At 70.3% G+C, this 13,708-nt stretch carries 15 protein-coding genes; 13 read left to right on the forward strand and 2 right to left on the reverse strand.

Annotated features, from left to right (window positions below):
• Window positions 1-33 precede the first annotated feature (33 nt).
• Genes AQJ11_RS03255 through AQJ11_RS52085 form a run of 4 tightly spaced genes read left to right on the forward strand, consistent with a single transcriptional unit; the run spans window position 34 to window position 6,813 of the window.
• Window positions 34-3,990, forward strand: a complete 3,957-nt coding sequence (locus AQJ11_RS03255) for a phage tail protein (RefSeq protein WP_059261766.1) — start codon at window positions 34-36, stop codon at window positions 3,988-3,990.
• A gap of 5 nt (window positions 3,991-3,995) precedes the next feature.
• A complete protein-coding gene (locus AQJ11_RS03260; protein WP_341846271.1) occupies window positions 3,996-5,333 on the forward strand; it encodes a hypothetical protein in 1,338 nt (445 codons plus the stop codon).
• Entirely contained in the window at window positions 5,333-6,355 is a 1,023-nt protein-coding gene (locus tag AQJ11_RS03265; RefSeq protein WP_059261767.1) for a hypothetical protein, read from the forward strand. Before AQJ11_RS03260 ends, AQJ11_RS03265 begins: the two co-directional genes overlap by 1 nt.
• Window positions 6,355-6,813, forward strand: coding sequence for a hypothetical protein (locus tag AQJ11_RS52085; RefSeq protein ID WP_059261768.1), 459 nt, complete (start codon window positions 6,355-6,357; stop codon window positions 6,811-6,813). The genes AQJ11_RS03265 and AQJ11_RS52085 overlap by 1 nt, the downstream gene beginning before the upstream one ends.
• Before the next feature lie 47 nt (window positions 6,814-6,860).
• Here AQJ11_RS52085 and AQJ11_RS03275 read toward each other — a convergent pair whose 3' ends face one another.
• Window positions 6,861-7,160: a hypothetical protein gene (locus AQJ11_RS03275; RefSeq protein WP_159061638.1), complete on the reverse strand. Its 300-nt coding sequence runs from the start codon at window positions 7,158-7,160 to the stop codon at window positions 6,861-6,863.
• A gap of 335 nt (window positions 7,161-7,495) precedes the next feature.
• Between AQJ11_RS03275 and AQJ11_RS03280 the strand changes: the two genes are divergently transcribed.
• From AQJ11_RS03280 to AQJ11_RS03310, 7 genes are all read left to right on the forward strand, one after another.
• Window positions 7,496-8,230, forward strand: a complete 735-nt coding sequence (locus AQJ11_RS03280) for a glycine-rich domain-containing protein (protein ID WP_244218077.1) — start codon at window positions 7,496-7,498, stop codon at window positions 8,228-8,230.
• Between the two features lie 95 nt (window positions 8,231-8,325).
• The gene (locus tag AQJ11_RS03285) at window positions 8,326-9,156 is read left to right on the forward strand and encodes a hypothetical protein (RefSeq protein WP_059261770.1); all 831 of its coding nucleotides are present in this window, start codon (window positions 8,326-8,328) and stop codon (window positions 9,154-9,156) included.
• 9 nt (window positions 9,157-9,165) lie between these two features.
• Window positions 9,166-9,462, forward strand: coding sequence for a hypothetical protein (locus AQJ11_RS03290; RefSeq protein ID WP_059261771.1), 297 nt, complete (start codon window positions 9,166-9,168; stop codon window positions 9,460-9,462).
• A complete protein-coding gene (locus AQJ11_RS50700) occupies window positions 9,462-10,430 on the forward strand; it encodes an N-acetylmuramoyl-L-alanine amidase (protein ID WP_059261772.1) in 969 nt (322 codons plus the stop codon). Before AQJ11_RS03290 ends, AQJ11_RS50700 begins: the two co-directional genes overlap by 1 nt.
• On the forward strand, window positions 10,418-10,726 hold the full coding sequence (locus AQJ11_RS03300; protein WP_244218078.1) for a hypothetical protein: 309 nt from the start codon (window positions 10,418-10,420) through the stop codon (window positions 10,724-10,726). Before AQJ11_RS50700 ends, AQJ11_RS03300 begins: the two co-directional genes overlap by 13 nt.
• Entirely contained in the window at window positions 10,723-11,046 is a 324-nt protein-coding gene (locus tag AQJ11_RS03305) for a hypothetical protein (RefSeq protein WP_059261774.1), read from the forward strand. Before AQJ11_RS03300 ends, AQJ11_RS03305 begins: the two co-directional genes overlap by 4 nt.
• Window positions 11,047-11,112: 66 nt before the next feature.
• Window positions 11,113-11,502, forward strand: coding sequence for a hypothetical protein (locus tag AQJ11_RS03310; protein ID WP_059261775.1), 390 nt, complete (start codon window positions 11,113-11,115; stop codon window positions 11,500-11,502).
• Window positions 11,503-11,622: 120 nt separating this feature from the next.
• Here the strand turns inward: AQJ11_RS03310 and AQJ11_RS49105 are convergent, their stop codons facing one another.
• A complete protein-coding gene (locus AQJ11_RS49105) occupies window positions 11,623-11,796 on the reverse strand; it encodes a hypothetical protein (protein WP_159061639.1) in 174 nt (57 codons plus the stop codon).
• Window positions 11,797-11,901: 105 nt separating this feature from the next.
• On the opposite strand from AQJ11_RS49105, the gene AQJ11_RS03315 reads away from it, so the two are divergent.
• Entirely contained in the window at window positions 11,902-12,102 is a 201-nt protein-coding gene (locus AQJ11_RS03315) for a hypothetical protein (RefSeq protein WP_059261776.1), read from the forward strand.
• An 81-nt stretch (window positions 12,103-12,183) separates the two neighbouring features.
• Entirely contained in the window at window positions 12,184-13,422 is a 1,239-nt protein-coding gene (locus AQJ11_RS03320; protein ID WP_244218079.1) for a helix-turn-helix domain-containing protein, read from the forward strand.
• Window positions 13,423-13,708 lie beyond the last annotated feature (286 nt).

Consider the following 13,708-nt stretch of genomic DNA (forward strand, 5'->3'; position numbering starts at 1 on the left):
GCCGGGCAACCACACGCGGAAGCGGGTTGCCTGGTGGCCGGCGAAGACGAGGACTTCGGGTCAGCGCATATCACGATCGACCTCGATGACACCGGGGTCGTCGCTGATGCGCAGCAGCTCGGGCGGCGGATCCAGGCGGCGCTGAACCGGGCGACGAACGGTATCGCGCGGCAGATCCAGCGGAACCTTCAGAACAGCCTGCGCAACGTCTCGGTGCAGATCCGGGTGGAGCCGGACCTGTCCCGGTTCGATGCACGGCTCCTTGCCGGGTTGTCCGGGATCGAGTCGCTGAACATCCCGGTGACGCCGGACGTCACCTTCTTCATGGAGCGGCTGCGGGCCGCTCTCGCCGGCGAAGAGGTCTCCATCCGCGTCGTCCCCGACCTGGACGACTTCGACGACCGGATACGCCGGCACAACGCGCCCAGCGTCCGGGTGCCCGCGGACGTCGATACGAACCGGTTCACGCGCTCGCTGGCGGGGCTGGCCGGGATCGCGGGCGGTGTCGGCCGGACCCTGGCGGGCGTCCTCCGGTTCGGTGCGATCGGTATTGCGGCGGCGGGCGCCGCGCAAGGTGTGGCGGCGCTGGCCGGTGCGCTCGCCCCCGCGGTCGGGATCGTCGCGGCGGCCCCGGCCGCGTTCCTCGGCGTGCAGGCGGCTCTCGGCACGCTGAAGCTCGCCCTGGCCGGTGTAGGGGACGCGTTCACGGCGGCGCTGACCGGCGACGCGGACGAGTTCGAGAAGTCCCTGGAAGGACTGTCCCCGGCGGCGCAGGCGGCAGCGAAGGAAGTCCGTGCACTCAAGCCCGCGTTCGACTCGCTGAAGTCGAGCGTGCAGGGCGCGTTCTTCAAGCCGCTGCGCGGGGACATCGAGGCGGCGGCGAAGGCTCTCGGAGGGCCGCTGAAGGCCGGCATGACCGGTGTGGCCAGCGAGTTCGGGCGGCTGGCGTCGTCGGTGGCCGGGTTCGCGAAGTCGTCGTCTGCGGTCAACCTCGTCAAGGGCGTCTTCGCCGGACTGAGGACCGAGATAGCGGGGATCAAGTCCGACAGCGTCGACCGGCTACTCACGGCCATCGCGCGGTTCACGTCGTCGACGCTGCCCGCCTTTCGGGGGCTGGGCGGCGTCCTGGACGGGGTGGTCAACAAGGTCGCCTCGTTCCTGGAGAACGCCACCCGGGCGGGCGACGGCCTGAAGTGGATCCAGGGCGCGCTCACCGTCTTCCGGCAGCTCGGTGGGATCGCCCAGAACGTCGGCTCGATCTTGTCCAGCGTCTTCAAGGCGGCCGGCGACGTCGGCGGCGGGCTCCTGGCGAACATCCAGACGATCACCGGGCAGATCGCCCAGTTCCTGAAGACCGCGTCCGGGCAGTCAGCGGTCCAGAACCTCTTCGGCACCATCGCGTCGATCGCGCAGCAGCTGGGGCCGATCCTGGCCGCGCTGGTGACGCAGATCGGCCAGATCGCGCCCGCCCTGGCACCGGTCTTCCAGACCCTGGGGCCGGCGCTGACGGGCCTGATCGACGCGCTGGGGCCCGCTCTGGCGGGGATAGCGCCGAGCCTTCAGGCCATCGCGACGGGGCTGGCCGGCGCGTTCGAGGTGATCGGTCCCAGCCTCGGCCCGCTCGGCGAGGCCATCGGCCAGGTCATCGAGGCGCTGGCGCCGCTGCTGCCGCTCGTCGGGCAGATCGTGTCCGTACTCGCGACAGCGCTCGCACCGGTGCTGTCCGCGCTGGCGCAGGCGTTCGAGCCGATCATTGAGGAAGTGGTCGCGCAGCTGATGCCGGTGCTGCCGCCGCTTGCGGACGCTTTCGTGCAGCTCGTGCAGGCCCTGACGCCGCTCGCCGTGGGGATCGGCCAGGCCGTCGCTGATGTGTTCGCGCAGCTCGCGCCGCTCCTGCCGCCGCTCGCGCAGGCCGTGGGGCAGATCGTCGCGGCGTTCGTCCCGCTGATCCAGCAGATCACGGCCGCCCTGCTGCCGATCCTGCCGAGCCTGGTCGATGCGTTCATGGCGATCGTCGAGGCCGTGCTGCCGCTCGTGCAGCCTGTCGCCGACCTCGTCGCCGCGGTCGCCCCGCTGGCCGGGATGCTGCTCCAGATCGTGACGCCGCTGGTCCAGGTGGCGGCGGCGTTCGCCGGCTGGCTCGTTCTCCAGGGCGTCGTGCCCCTGGTGCAGGGCGTGGTCTCAGTGCTGACCGGCCTGATCACCACGATCACGGCCGTCGTCACGTTCATCACGAACCTGCCGTCGATGATCATGTCCGGGCTGTCACAGCTCGGTTCGCTGATCTCCTCGGCGTTCCTGGTGGTCGTCACGTTCTTCCAGAACCTGCCGTCGATGATCATGGCGGCGCTGCAAGCGTTGCCCGGCCTGTTGTCGTCCTTGTTCCACCAGTCACTTCAGGCCGTCGGTACCGCCATCGGTACTGGGATCGGCCTGGCGATCGCCCTCTTCACGCAGTTCCCCGGCATGGCGGTCAACGCGCTCGCCTCGCTCGGGGGCCGGCTCGCCTCGCTGCTGCTGTCGGCGTGGGCCTCGGCCCGGTCGGCGACCAGCTCGGGCATCGCGAGCGTCGTCTCGTTCTTCTCGCAGTTGCCAGGCCGCGCGGCGTCGGCGATCTCGTCGCTGCCGGGCCGGGCGGCGGCGGTGCTGCGGTCGGCCGGCTCGTCCATGCTGTCCTCCGCGACCTTGGCCGTCGCGGGGGTCGTGTCGTACTTCGCCGGGTTGCCGTCCAGGGTTCGGGGCGCCCTGGCGGGTGCCTCGGGAGCGCTGGTCGGTGTCGGCCGGGACCTGGTCGCCGGTCTGATCAGCGGTGTCAGGGCGATGGCCGGGGCGGTCGCCTCCGCTGCGAAGGACGTGGTCGGTTCGGCGATCAGCGCCGCGAAAAGTGCACTGAAGATCGGCTCGCCGTCGAAGGTGTTCATCGAGATCGGCCGCGACACCGGCAAGGGCTTCGTGATCGGTCTGACCGGGTCGGCCGCGGAGATCAAGCAGACCACCGACAAGATCGCGCAGGACATCCGGAACGCGTTCAGGGGCAAGAAGACGAAGCTGGACGACCAGCTGTTGAGGCTGGTGTCGGACGGCAACAAGCAGCTGACCAAGCTGGCGGACCAGCGCGACGCCATTGCGAAACGAATCGCCGACGCCAAGAAGTTCGCGGCCGACACCGCCGCGTCGGCGTTGCAGGGCTTCAGCCTCCAGAACCTCACCCAGGGCGGCATCAGCAAGTTCGCCATCACCGAGGGCCTGGACCAGGCGATCACCCAGGTGAAGAACTTCACCAAGCAGGTCAACGACCTGTCCAAGCGCGGCCTGCGGAAGGATCTGTTGCAGCAGATCATCGCGCTCGGCCCGCAGCAGGGCGCGCAGCTCGCCTCGTTCCTGTCGACCCAGTCCACGGCCAGTTTGAAGCAGATCAACTCGCTTCAGAAGAAGCTCGTCGACGCGACGAACGGCCTCGGCAAGAGCGCGGCCGACGACCTGTTCGACGCGGGGAAGCAGGCCAGCGCGGGCTTCTTGGCCGGGTTGAAGGCGCAGCAGAAAGACATCGACGATCTGATGCTGAAGATCGCGCTGTCCATGCAGAAGAGCATCCGGAAGGCTCTCGGGATCAAGTCGCCGTCGCGGGTGTTCATGAAGATCGGTGACCTCACTGGCGCCGGTTTGCAGCGTGGTCTGCTTGGCCGGCTGGGCGACCTGGCGAACTCGGCGAAGGTCTCGGCCCGGCGTCTCAGCGACGCGGTCAGTCAGCCGCTGGCCGGCCTGGCGAGTGTGGTTGCCGGGCCGGTGGTGCAGCCGTCGCTCGGCGACCTCACCGCGGCCGGTCTCGTCCTCCCGGTGCCGGGGCAGCGCGCCGCGAGCGGCCTGGGCGCGGTGCGCAGCCCGATCGGGGCGCAGATCACGAACAACATCACCGTGCAGGCGGCCGACGACCCCGAGCAGACAGCCCGCGTGGTCCTACGGCGCATCGCGCTGGCGAACCTGACCTGAGAGAGGTGCCGACGTTGCTGGTCGATTACGTGACGGTGGGCGGCGTGGAGGTGGTCAACCACGCCCGGCTGCGCCAGTATCTGCGGACGGTCGGCTCGCCGCTGACGAGCGGCGCGGACATCTGCGGTTGCGAGACGCTCACTTCGGAGGTCCTCGACCCGGACGGGCTGCCGTACACCACGCCTGACGATCCGCTGACCCCGGCCGAGTGGTACGACCCGGACGCCCCGGAGAGCGTCGAGTTCGCCGGCGTGTTGCTGCTCAGCATCGACGGCATCGACGACTACCCCGTGGAGCGGTCGGTGAGCACCGCGGTGACCGGCGGCGGATCGATCGGTCCGGCCCGGGTGCAGCCGAGGCAGATGACGTTCACGGCGATCCTCCTCGGCTCCACGTGCTGCGGCGTGGAGTACGGGTTGCAGTTCCTGAAGGCAGCGTTGCAGGGCTGCACGGGCTCGCAGTGCGGCGGGGACTGCGTGGAGATGTACGCGTGCTGTCCGGGGGAGGAGATGACCCGGGAGGAGTTCAACGCGGCGCACCGGCGGACCTTCCGGCGGGTGGCGTTGACGTCCGGACCGAAGGTGACCGGCCGGAACGGGGACGGCTCGTGCGCGGGCGGCACCTGCTCCATGGGAGCCGACATCATTCAGGTGGAGTGGACGATGACGGCGGCGAGCCCGTTCGCGTACACGGACCCGGTGGAGCTTCTCGACGTTGGGTTGCCGACCGACACCGACGGCGAGTGCATCCAGTGGTGTGTTCATCCGCCGGGCGGGGCGGCCTGCACGGGGTGCCGTCTCGCGGCGTGCGTGGACGCGGAGGACAGCTGCGCGGACCCGTCGTGTGCCTCCGCGGCCCCGCCGGTGCCGTCGGCTCCGGTGACGTGCTTCTGCAACGCGCTCGCCGTCAACGAGGCGGTGTACGAGATCGACCTGTCCGGCCGGCCGGGCTGGATGGACGACGTCGCCCAGATATCGGTGTACGCGGGCAGCACCGATCTGCGGCGGCTGACGATCTCGCTGTTCCAGAGGACGAGCGCGGACGAGGGCCTGACGTGTGAGGAGGTCGCCGAGAAGAAGCGGTGTGAGCCGTACGCCCAGTGGACGGTGTCCTACCTCGCGGCCGGGTCAGAACTCCTCCTCGATGGGCAGACGGGCCGGGCGGCGGTCTACTGCGGCGGTGAGTGCGCCCCGGCGACGACGGTGTTCGGCCGGGACGGGGCCCCGCCGTCGTGGCCGGTCCTGGACTGCGCCGAGTACTGCCTGCTGCTGGAGACGGACAGCTTCGAGCCGCCGGCGGCCGACACCCGGCTGTCGCTCGCTGTGTCCGGAAGGGCCCTGTGATGGCCGGCCTCGGGTGCGCGGCCGAGTACACCGCGTACATCTCCGACCGCGGGGGCGCGCTGCTGGCCCAGGCGCAGACCATCACGAAGCTGGAGTGGAACCGGCTGCTGAACGACGCCTCCACGGCGCGAGTGACGATCGAACCGGATTGGGACTGCTGCGGCCCCTTGGGCGACATGCGTGCGATGAGGCACTGGCTCCACATCTACCGGAACGACGTCTACGTGTGGGGCGGGCAGATCATCCAGCCGACGTGGGGTGTCGGCACGGTGCAGATCGCGGCGGCCGACATCGTGTCGGTCCTCAACCGGCGCACCCCGCACGAGACCCGGGCGTTTACGAACACGGACCTGACGGAGATCGCCGAGTGGGTGATCGAGGACGCCATGTTCCCGGACGATCCGGGGCACAGCGTGAAGGTGCTTCAGGAGTCCGGCGTCCTCGGTTCCCGCGCGTACCGGGCCGCCATCGGGCAGAGCGGGGACCACTTGCGGGACCTGGCGGACTCGGGCCTGGACTTCACGGCCTTCGGGGAGACGCTGCTGCTGATGCCGGATGACTGGAGTGCCAGCGTCGGCCGGCTCACCGACGCGGACCTGCCGGACGGGCTGAGTGTCGCGGAGGACGGTACGGCGCTGGCGACGCGGTGGATCGTGTACGGCAGCGACGAGTCGGGCGTCGTGGGCGTCGCGGGCGGCACGCACCCGTACTACGGGCTGATCGAGCGCAGCGTGCAGGACACGAGCATCACAGACCAGGCGAGTGCCGACGCGGCGGCCCGGTCGCGGCTGAACGCGTCGCTGCCGGTACCGGTCTACCTGGACTCGCAGGAGGTCACCCTGTCCCCGGACGCCGGGGTCGACATCGCCCGCCTGGTGCCGGGCTGGTGTGTGGACGTCACGACGACCGCGACGTGCCGGAACATCTCGCAGCGGATGAAGATCACCGGTGTGGCAGTGTCGGCGGACGGCGGGGGCGAGCAGGTGAAGGTCCAGTTCGGACCCGTGAGTGCGGAGGACTGATGGCGTACCGGCCGGCGGCGAGACTGATCCCGGACAACCCGATGGCGGGCGTCCTGCGGGAGGCGCAACGGGCGGCGCGGCAACCGGGGCCGCGCGGCCGGCAGGGAGACCAGGGCGAGCCGGGCCCACCCGGACCGCCCGGACCGCCGGGCGTACAGGGTCCGGCCGGCCCGAGGGGCGAGCCGCCAGCCGCCACCGTGGTCAGCACCGCGGCTGACGGGCGAGCAACCTGGGTGTACGCGCGCCCGTTCACGCAGCCGCCCGTCGTCACCGCGACCGCTGTCGACCCCGACCCGAGCGACCCGCGCGGCCTGTTCGTCACCCTGGAAGCCGTGACAGCCACTCAGGCCAGCGTGCGGGTGTGGCAGTCGACCGGCGTCCTGGTCGGCGGGCAGACCGCAGTACCGGCCGGGGCTGGCGTGAAGGTCCACGTGATGGCGGCCGGCACCCTCACCTAGCGTCGGGTCCAGGTGATGACGCCGGACTGCCCGCTATCAGGCTGAGGTCACACGCCGACGTACTTCTCGTACGCCCACAGGTAGTCATCCCTCTGGAACCACCAGTTGCCGTAATCGTTCTGGCAGTACTGGATGATGTAGAAAGCTCCGCCGCCGCGGGCGGCGACCCGGCTACTGCCGTAGGGCTCGACGTGCCACGGCGTGTTCGCCACGAACTGGTTGTAGTCACCCGCCACATAGCAGTCTAGCTGCGCGGGTGACGTGGCTGCGGCGGGCGCAGCCAACGCCCCCATCAGCAATCCGATCCCGATTGCGACACTGGCCAGAGTGCGCCGGACTGTCCTCACGGCTCTCCCCTCCCATGCAGTCGACGTAGCGTCGAACCGCCCTGTCATCTGTGGCTTTTTGGACCTTTCGCGTGACTTCTCCTTCGGTGGTCACAAGGGTGGCACGCATGCCCGTCAGCGGGTAAGACGCGATCCGGTCTCGCCGATGGGGTCGTGCTGATGCGGGTGGGGCGGCTGGGCCGGCCGGGGCGGGCGGCACCCCCGGTGGGGTGGGTCGGCTCGACGCTCCGGTGGTGCCTGTCCTCAGCGTCTCTCCTCGGGCCTCGCCGTCCTGGTAGCTCGCTACGCTGGAGCCGGAAGTCGTTGGTTGAGGGCCAGACTACGGAATCGGACATGTGGGGCGTTCCGTGTCGAGAGCCTGCGCAGACGGAAACTACTTCGAGATCAACGACGACGGTGAGCTGACCATGGTGCCCGGGTCGATGGGCCTGCGGCAGATCCTCACCTTCAAGACGCCGGGGACGTTCACGTTCAAGAAGGAGAACTATCCGTGGCTCTCGCGTGTCCGGGTCATCGTGCAGGGCGCGGGCGGTGGCTCAGCCGGGGCGAACGCAGCCAGCGGCCAGTGCATCGTCAGGCCGGGTGGAGCAGCCGGCGGATACGCTGAATCGCTGATCGAGGCGTCAGCGCTCGGCGCGACGGAGACGATCGTTGTTGGCGCGGGCGGTGTGGCAGGGACAGGCAACGCGGCCGGCAGCGCCGGCGGCAGCAGCTCCTTCGGCGGCTTCGCCATAGCCAACGGCGGAGACGGCGGTACCGCATTCCAGAACTCGGCGACAAGCCTCGACGCTGTGTCCGGCGTGACCGGGACGGTCGCGAACACGGGGAATGTGATCGCGTCGGGTGGAGGCGCGGGCGGCGGAGCGATCCGGCTGAGCGCCACACAGGGGCTGGGAGGGGCCGGCGGAGACAGCCGGCTTGGCTTCGGCGGGCTGGCCAGGTCCACCGAAGGCCCTGGAACAACGTCGCGTGGCTGGGGTGGTGGCGCGGGCGGCCCGGTCTCCTACGGCGCCGCCGAGAGCGGCGCGGACGGCGGCGGCGGCATCGTCATCGTCGAGCTGTACGGGTAGCCCTCGCGGGCACCTGCTCGTACAGGTGTGCGGGCTAGACTTCTGCGAGCCGCTGGTTGTGGGCCGGGCCAGGATCACCCGAGAGGGGAAGCATCTTGGCCAGGTGTCAGTGCGGTGGCGGCGGCTGCAACTGCGTCATCGTCGCCGGCGAGAACACGACAGTCACGGGCGGCGGCAGCACCGCGAACCCGTACGTCGTCAACGCGCAGGTCGACTGTGCTGATGTGCGGCCCTGCATCTCCGCGGGGCCAGGCGCGACGTACGACCCGAACACGGGCGTCGTCGGCGCGCATCTGTCACCGGACGCGGGTAACAACCTCGTCCTGGACCCGAGCGGCGGTCTGTTCGTGCCGACCGGCGCGGCCACGGTGTCGACGGGCTGCGGTCTCACCGGCGACGGCTCGGCGAGCAGCCCCGTGCGCGCGCGGACGGGCACGTGGGACTTCCCGTGTGACCTGGACGCGAACGCGGGCCGGGTGTTCTGCGACTCGACGGGCGTGCTGCGGTCCGAGCCGCGTGGCCGAACCTTCTTCCAGCAGCAGTCGACGACCGATAACAACCCGAACACCCCCGTGCCGGCGGTGTATCCGACGCAGATCGCGGACCACTCGCTGACGTTCACGAACCCCGACAGCTGCCGGGACATGTTCGTGATCTGCGAGACGGAGCTGGACATCGATTTCGACCTGCCGCCGGGCTCCGGAGCTGCGTGGGGCATCGTCGGCGACGAGCAGGGCCGCTTGTCGAACACAGGCAGTTCGACGCAGTTCGACGTGCACGCGCAGCTGACGAAGGTCTTCCACCTCACGGTCGGCCCTGGTCAGACCTTCACCCAGCACCTGTATGTGCAGGCCGGCACCGGCTTCGGCGGCGCTCAGTACAACAAGGTCCAGTCCCTCATCAGGGCCTTCGGGATCATCCTCTAAGGAGTCGGCGTGCCCACGATCTACTACCGCACCGCGGGTGGCAGCCTCGTGCAGGCGGAGGCGAGCGACGGCGTCCACCTGGAGGCCCCAGAGGGCGCAACGCCGCTCGACCGTGCCTCGTACGAGGCCGCGCAGGCGGCTGCCAAGGCCGCGCGTGATCAGGAGAGGGCCGCCGCGCAGGCGGCGGAGCAGGCCGAGGCGAAGGCCGCGCACGACGCGCTGGCGCAGCTGGGCCTGCCGGCGTCTGTCGTGCAGCGGCTGACGGGCTACCGGCCGGCGGACCACGAGCCGGACGGGGGTCACTGATGTCCTGGTGCCCGTTCGCGAAGAAGCTGGAGCTTCAGCCCGAGAGCGACGCGCAGCCGGCGATCCGGCCCACGCAGTTCATCGCGCACAGCATCGTCGCGCCATGGACGCCCGAGCGTACGTACGAGTACTGGCGCGACTCGACCAACCTGGAGTCGCACTTCGGGCTGGGCTACGACGGCAGCCTGGGGCAGTTCATCGGCACGCAGACCCGCGCCGATGCGAATGCGGCGGCCAACCGGCGCCCGGACGGCACGGGCGCGATCTCGCTGGAGTCCGCGTCCAACCTGGAGGCGTCGGACCCGTGGACGGCCGAGCAGGTCGAGACGCTGATCCGGCTCGGTGTCTGGGTGCACCAGGAGCACGGCATCCCGCTGCGGCTGTGCCGCTCGGCGGACGACCCGGGGTTCGGCTATCACCGCATGTTCCGGGAGTGGAACCCGGACGGCCACTCGTGCCCTGGCGACGCCCGCGCGACGCAGTTCAAGGAAGTCGTGCTGCCCGGGATCATCGCGCGCGTCACCGGCCAGACGCCGCAGACAGGAGGGGATGACATGCCCGAGTACGTGAACCTCGGCATCACGAAGGCGTACCAGCTCGCGCCGGGTGTCTGGGACTCGATCGAGTTCACGCAGGAGTGGACCGACGAGACCGGCGACCACACGCCGAACGGGGCCGTCGTCGTCCGGGGCGGCGCCCGGTTCACCGGCACGCTCAGCCTCACCGTCACCGGCCTCGCCAAGGGCGAGGTCGTGCAGGCACGCATGAGCGAGTTCTCCGGGGAGACGCACGTCCAGGACCACCCGATCGACGAGCTGATCGGGACCGACGGCGACACGTTCGCGGTCGTACCAGTCACCAAGCGCATCGCGGCCGGCCGGACCATCCGCTTCCGGCTGCTGAACCAGGGCGCGAAGCCCGTCAAAGTCACGAGCGCGGTCGGAACCCTGCTCGTGTGGAAGGAGTAGCTGTGCTGCTGATCTCGCTTCTGCGTACCGTCGTCCCGCTCGTCGCCGGGTGGATCATCGTGGCCCTCACCCATCTGGGCTTCAGCCTCGACAGCAACACCGCCCAGGCGGCTGTGACGCTCGCGGTGGCCGGCGTCTACTACGTGGTGTTCCGGCTCGTCGAGCGGACCGTCGAGAAGTTCGGCGGGCCCGCCTGGGTCAAGGGCGCGGCCGGCGCGCTGCTCGGCTGGGCCCAGCCGCCCCGGTACAAGCCGACCGACGACGTCGCCGAGCTGGTGCGCCAGAGCCGGTCATGACCACACAGCCACCGCCCGATCCCGGCGTCTACATCTCGCTGCCGCAGATGTACCAGGAGGTGCAGCACGTGTCGCGCCTGGTCTCCCGCATGGACGGCAAGCTGGACGGGATTCTCGCCGAGAGCCGGGAAATCAAGGGCGACGTGTCCGACCACGAAGCCCGTATCCGTGCGCTGGAGCTAGGCGAGACACCGCGGCAGCAGCGCAACGACGCCCGGCTGTCCTCGCTGGAGTCCGGGCGGTGGCCGCTGCCGGCGCTCGGCGCCCTGACCGGACTCGCCGGCGTCGCGACCGGCGTCGCCGCCCTGTTCATGCGCTGACCGTCCCGAGACCGAGCCCCGCCCCCTCACCCGCTCCAGGGGGCGGGGCTCTGCCATGCTGACGGCATGGACGACGCATCCGACCTCGACGAGTGGCTCGCCCGGCTGCCCAAGCCGTCGCCGCGCGAGGCCCTCGCCGAGCTGCTCGCCGCGCGCGAGGCCGCCGCCTCGGCACCGCCGCCCGAGCCGACGACGATCCCGGCGCCCGACTACCCGTACCCGCTGGGGCACCCACTCGCCGGCACGCTCCGGTTCTGGTGCCCGCTCGGCTGCGGCTGGTACCACGACGAACGGTCGCACCTCGACGCCCCCGCGCAGCCCCTCGCCGTGCCGGTCGACCCGGCCCGGATCTCCCAGGCCCTCACCGAGCAGGCGAACGCCCGCGCGGCAGCGTTCCGGGCGCGCGTCGAGCAGATGATCGCCAGCCACTTCGAGCAGGCCCACCCCGGCCGCTGACCGGCCGATGTCAGACCCCCTGAGTAGCGTGGTGGCGTCCTGTACGAGAAGTGCATCTGGCTGCGTTGCTCTGGATGGACTTTGCGCCCCCGCCCGGCTACCGGGCGGGGGCGGCATGCTTCACGCGGCGGGCTCGACATCGTCGGCCGTGAGGTCGGCCCACTCGGCGAGCAGCTCGTGGTACGCCTGCGTCCGGTCCTTGCCCGCCGGCTGGCCCATGAGCTGGCGGATACGGGCGTTGACGTCTTCGAGAGCAGCGCGCAGCGGGCCACAGGGCCGGGACGTGGTGGGCATGGCCGCACGGTAGAGGCGGCCACCGACATCCGGTTCTGGCGGGGCTGTCCTATTCTTGTTCGACGCGGCCGATTCAGCCGCGAGCGAGTGGAACAGGACACCCCGATGGCGACGACGTCACCAGAGATCGAGCTGAGCGGCTACCCGGCGCCTATCTGGACCGAGGCCGAAGCGGGCTCGTGCTCGCGTTGCCAGGCGAAGTGCAAGCGCTACGGCAGCGGCGGCAACCCGTTGTGCCGGGACTGCTTCGCCTCCGTCGCCGCGCAGTGGGGGCCCGGCGTGCGGCAGAAGAGTTACAACGCCTGAGCGTTCCGGACGGCCTGCCGTCCCGGCCGCCGCGCCCGTACATTGGCCACGAAGGCTCATCGTGGACGTGAGGGGCGCAGCGTGGAATTCCCCGAAGAACTGAGCATGGGCGAGCGCATCCGGGCACTGAGGGAATCGCGCGGCATGTCCCGCGCCGTCCTCGCCGGCATGTGCAACCGCGGCTCTGACTGGCTCAAGAAGATCGAAACAGGCGAGCGCGAACTCAACTCGCACACCCTGTTGCTGAAGCTGGCGACGGCGCTTGCCGTTTCGGACCTGTCCGTCATCACCGGCAACGCGACCGACGTCGCGGCGACGGTCCCGACCGGGCGGCTCAACCATCCCGCACTACCGGGCATCTGGGATGCGGTCATGACCCGACCGCTCGTCTTCCGGACGCCGTCGACGCCGCCGGACCCGGCGCAGCTTCAGGGCCGCGTGGATCAGTCCTGGCAACTGTGGCACTCCAGCGAGCACAACAGGACTGAAGTCGGGGCGCTGCTGCCTGGGCTGATCCGGGACGCGGAGACGACCGTGCGAGTGCTCGACGGCGAGCAGCGGCGCGCGGCGCTCGTCGCCCTGTCGGACGTTTACCGGCTGACCGGGCAGGCAACGGCGTACATTGCGCCGGCTGAACTCGCGTGGGTCGTCGCCGACCGGGCGCTGACGGCAGCGCAGGACGCCGACGACCCGGCCGCGATCGCCGCCTCGGCGTGGAACATGGGCAACATCTTGCGTGAGACCTCGTACCCCGAGGAAGCGCTGCGTGTCGTGGTGGAAGCGAGCGACCTGATCCGCCCGCATCTGGAGTCGGCGCCCGACGACTGGCGTGGCATCTACGGCGCGCTTCAGTTGCACGCGGCGGTGACGCACGCCCGTGAGGGCGCCGAGGGTGACGCGTGGCGCTGCTGGGAGAGGGGCCACCAGGTGGCGAAGTCGCTGCCGGTGTCGTACGTGCACCCGTCGACGGTCTTCGGCCGGGCCAACGTCGACTTCCACCAGGTCAGCGTGCACACCGACCTGAAGAAGGCGCAGAAGGCCCTCGGGCTCGCCGACGAGATCGACCCCGATGTAATGCCGTCGACCGAGCGGCGGGCCCGGCTGTGGGTTGAGGTCGCGCGGGGCCACCTCCAGCGCGGTGACCGGACGGCGGCGTTGATGGTGATGCAACTCGCCTACGAGACTGGCGCGGAGACGGTTCGGTTCACCCCGGCGGCCCGGTCCGTGGCGGCGGACCTGTGGCGGAAGGCGCCACGTGCGCTGAGGCCGCAGGCGGCGAAGCTCGCCGCGCAGGTCGGTGTCGTCGCTGACGCCGGATAGAGCACACCGACGGCCGTTTCGTGCAGTCGCATTCCGCCATTGTTCCGGTCTGTCGCAGGGCGGGGCGGAGGCGGCCACGGGGCGGCCGTTGGCATATGCGGAAGTCGGCGACCTGCTGAGGACTGATGCAGGGGGCGCGTGCTGGCTGGTCACGCGCCGGGGGAGTAGCGGTCACTGACGGTGTCTGAAACGAAGGGGGCCAAACTGTGACCGGGGCCCAGTGCGGCCCCGTTACCGATCAGTAGACGCCCTACGGTGACGGACCTCGCACCGTCCGTATGTCACC

The organism is Streptomyces corchorusii (assembly GCF_001514055.1).
GTDB lineage: Bacteria > Actinomycetota > Actinomycetes > Streptomycetales > Streptomycetaceae > Streptomyces > Streptomyces olivaceoviridis.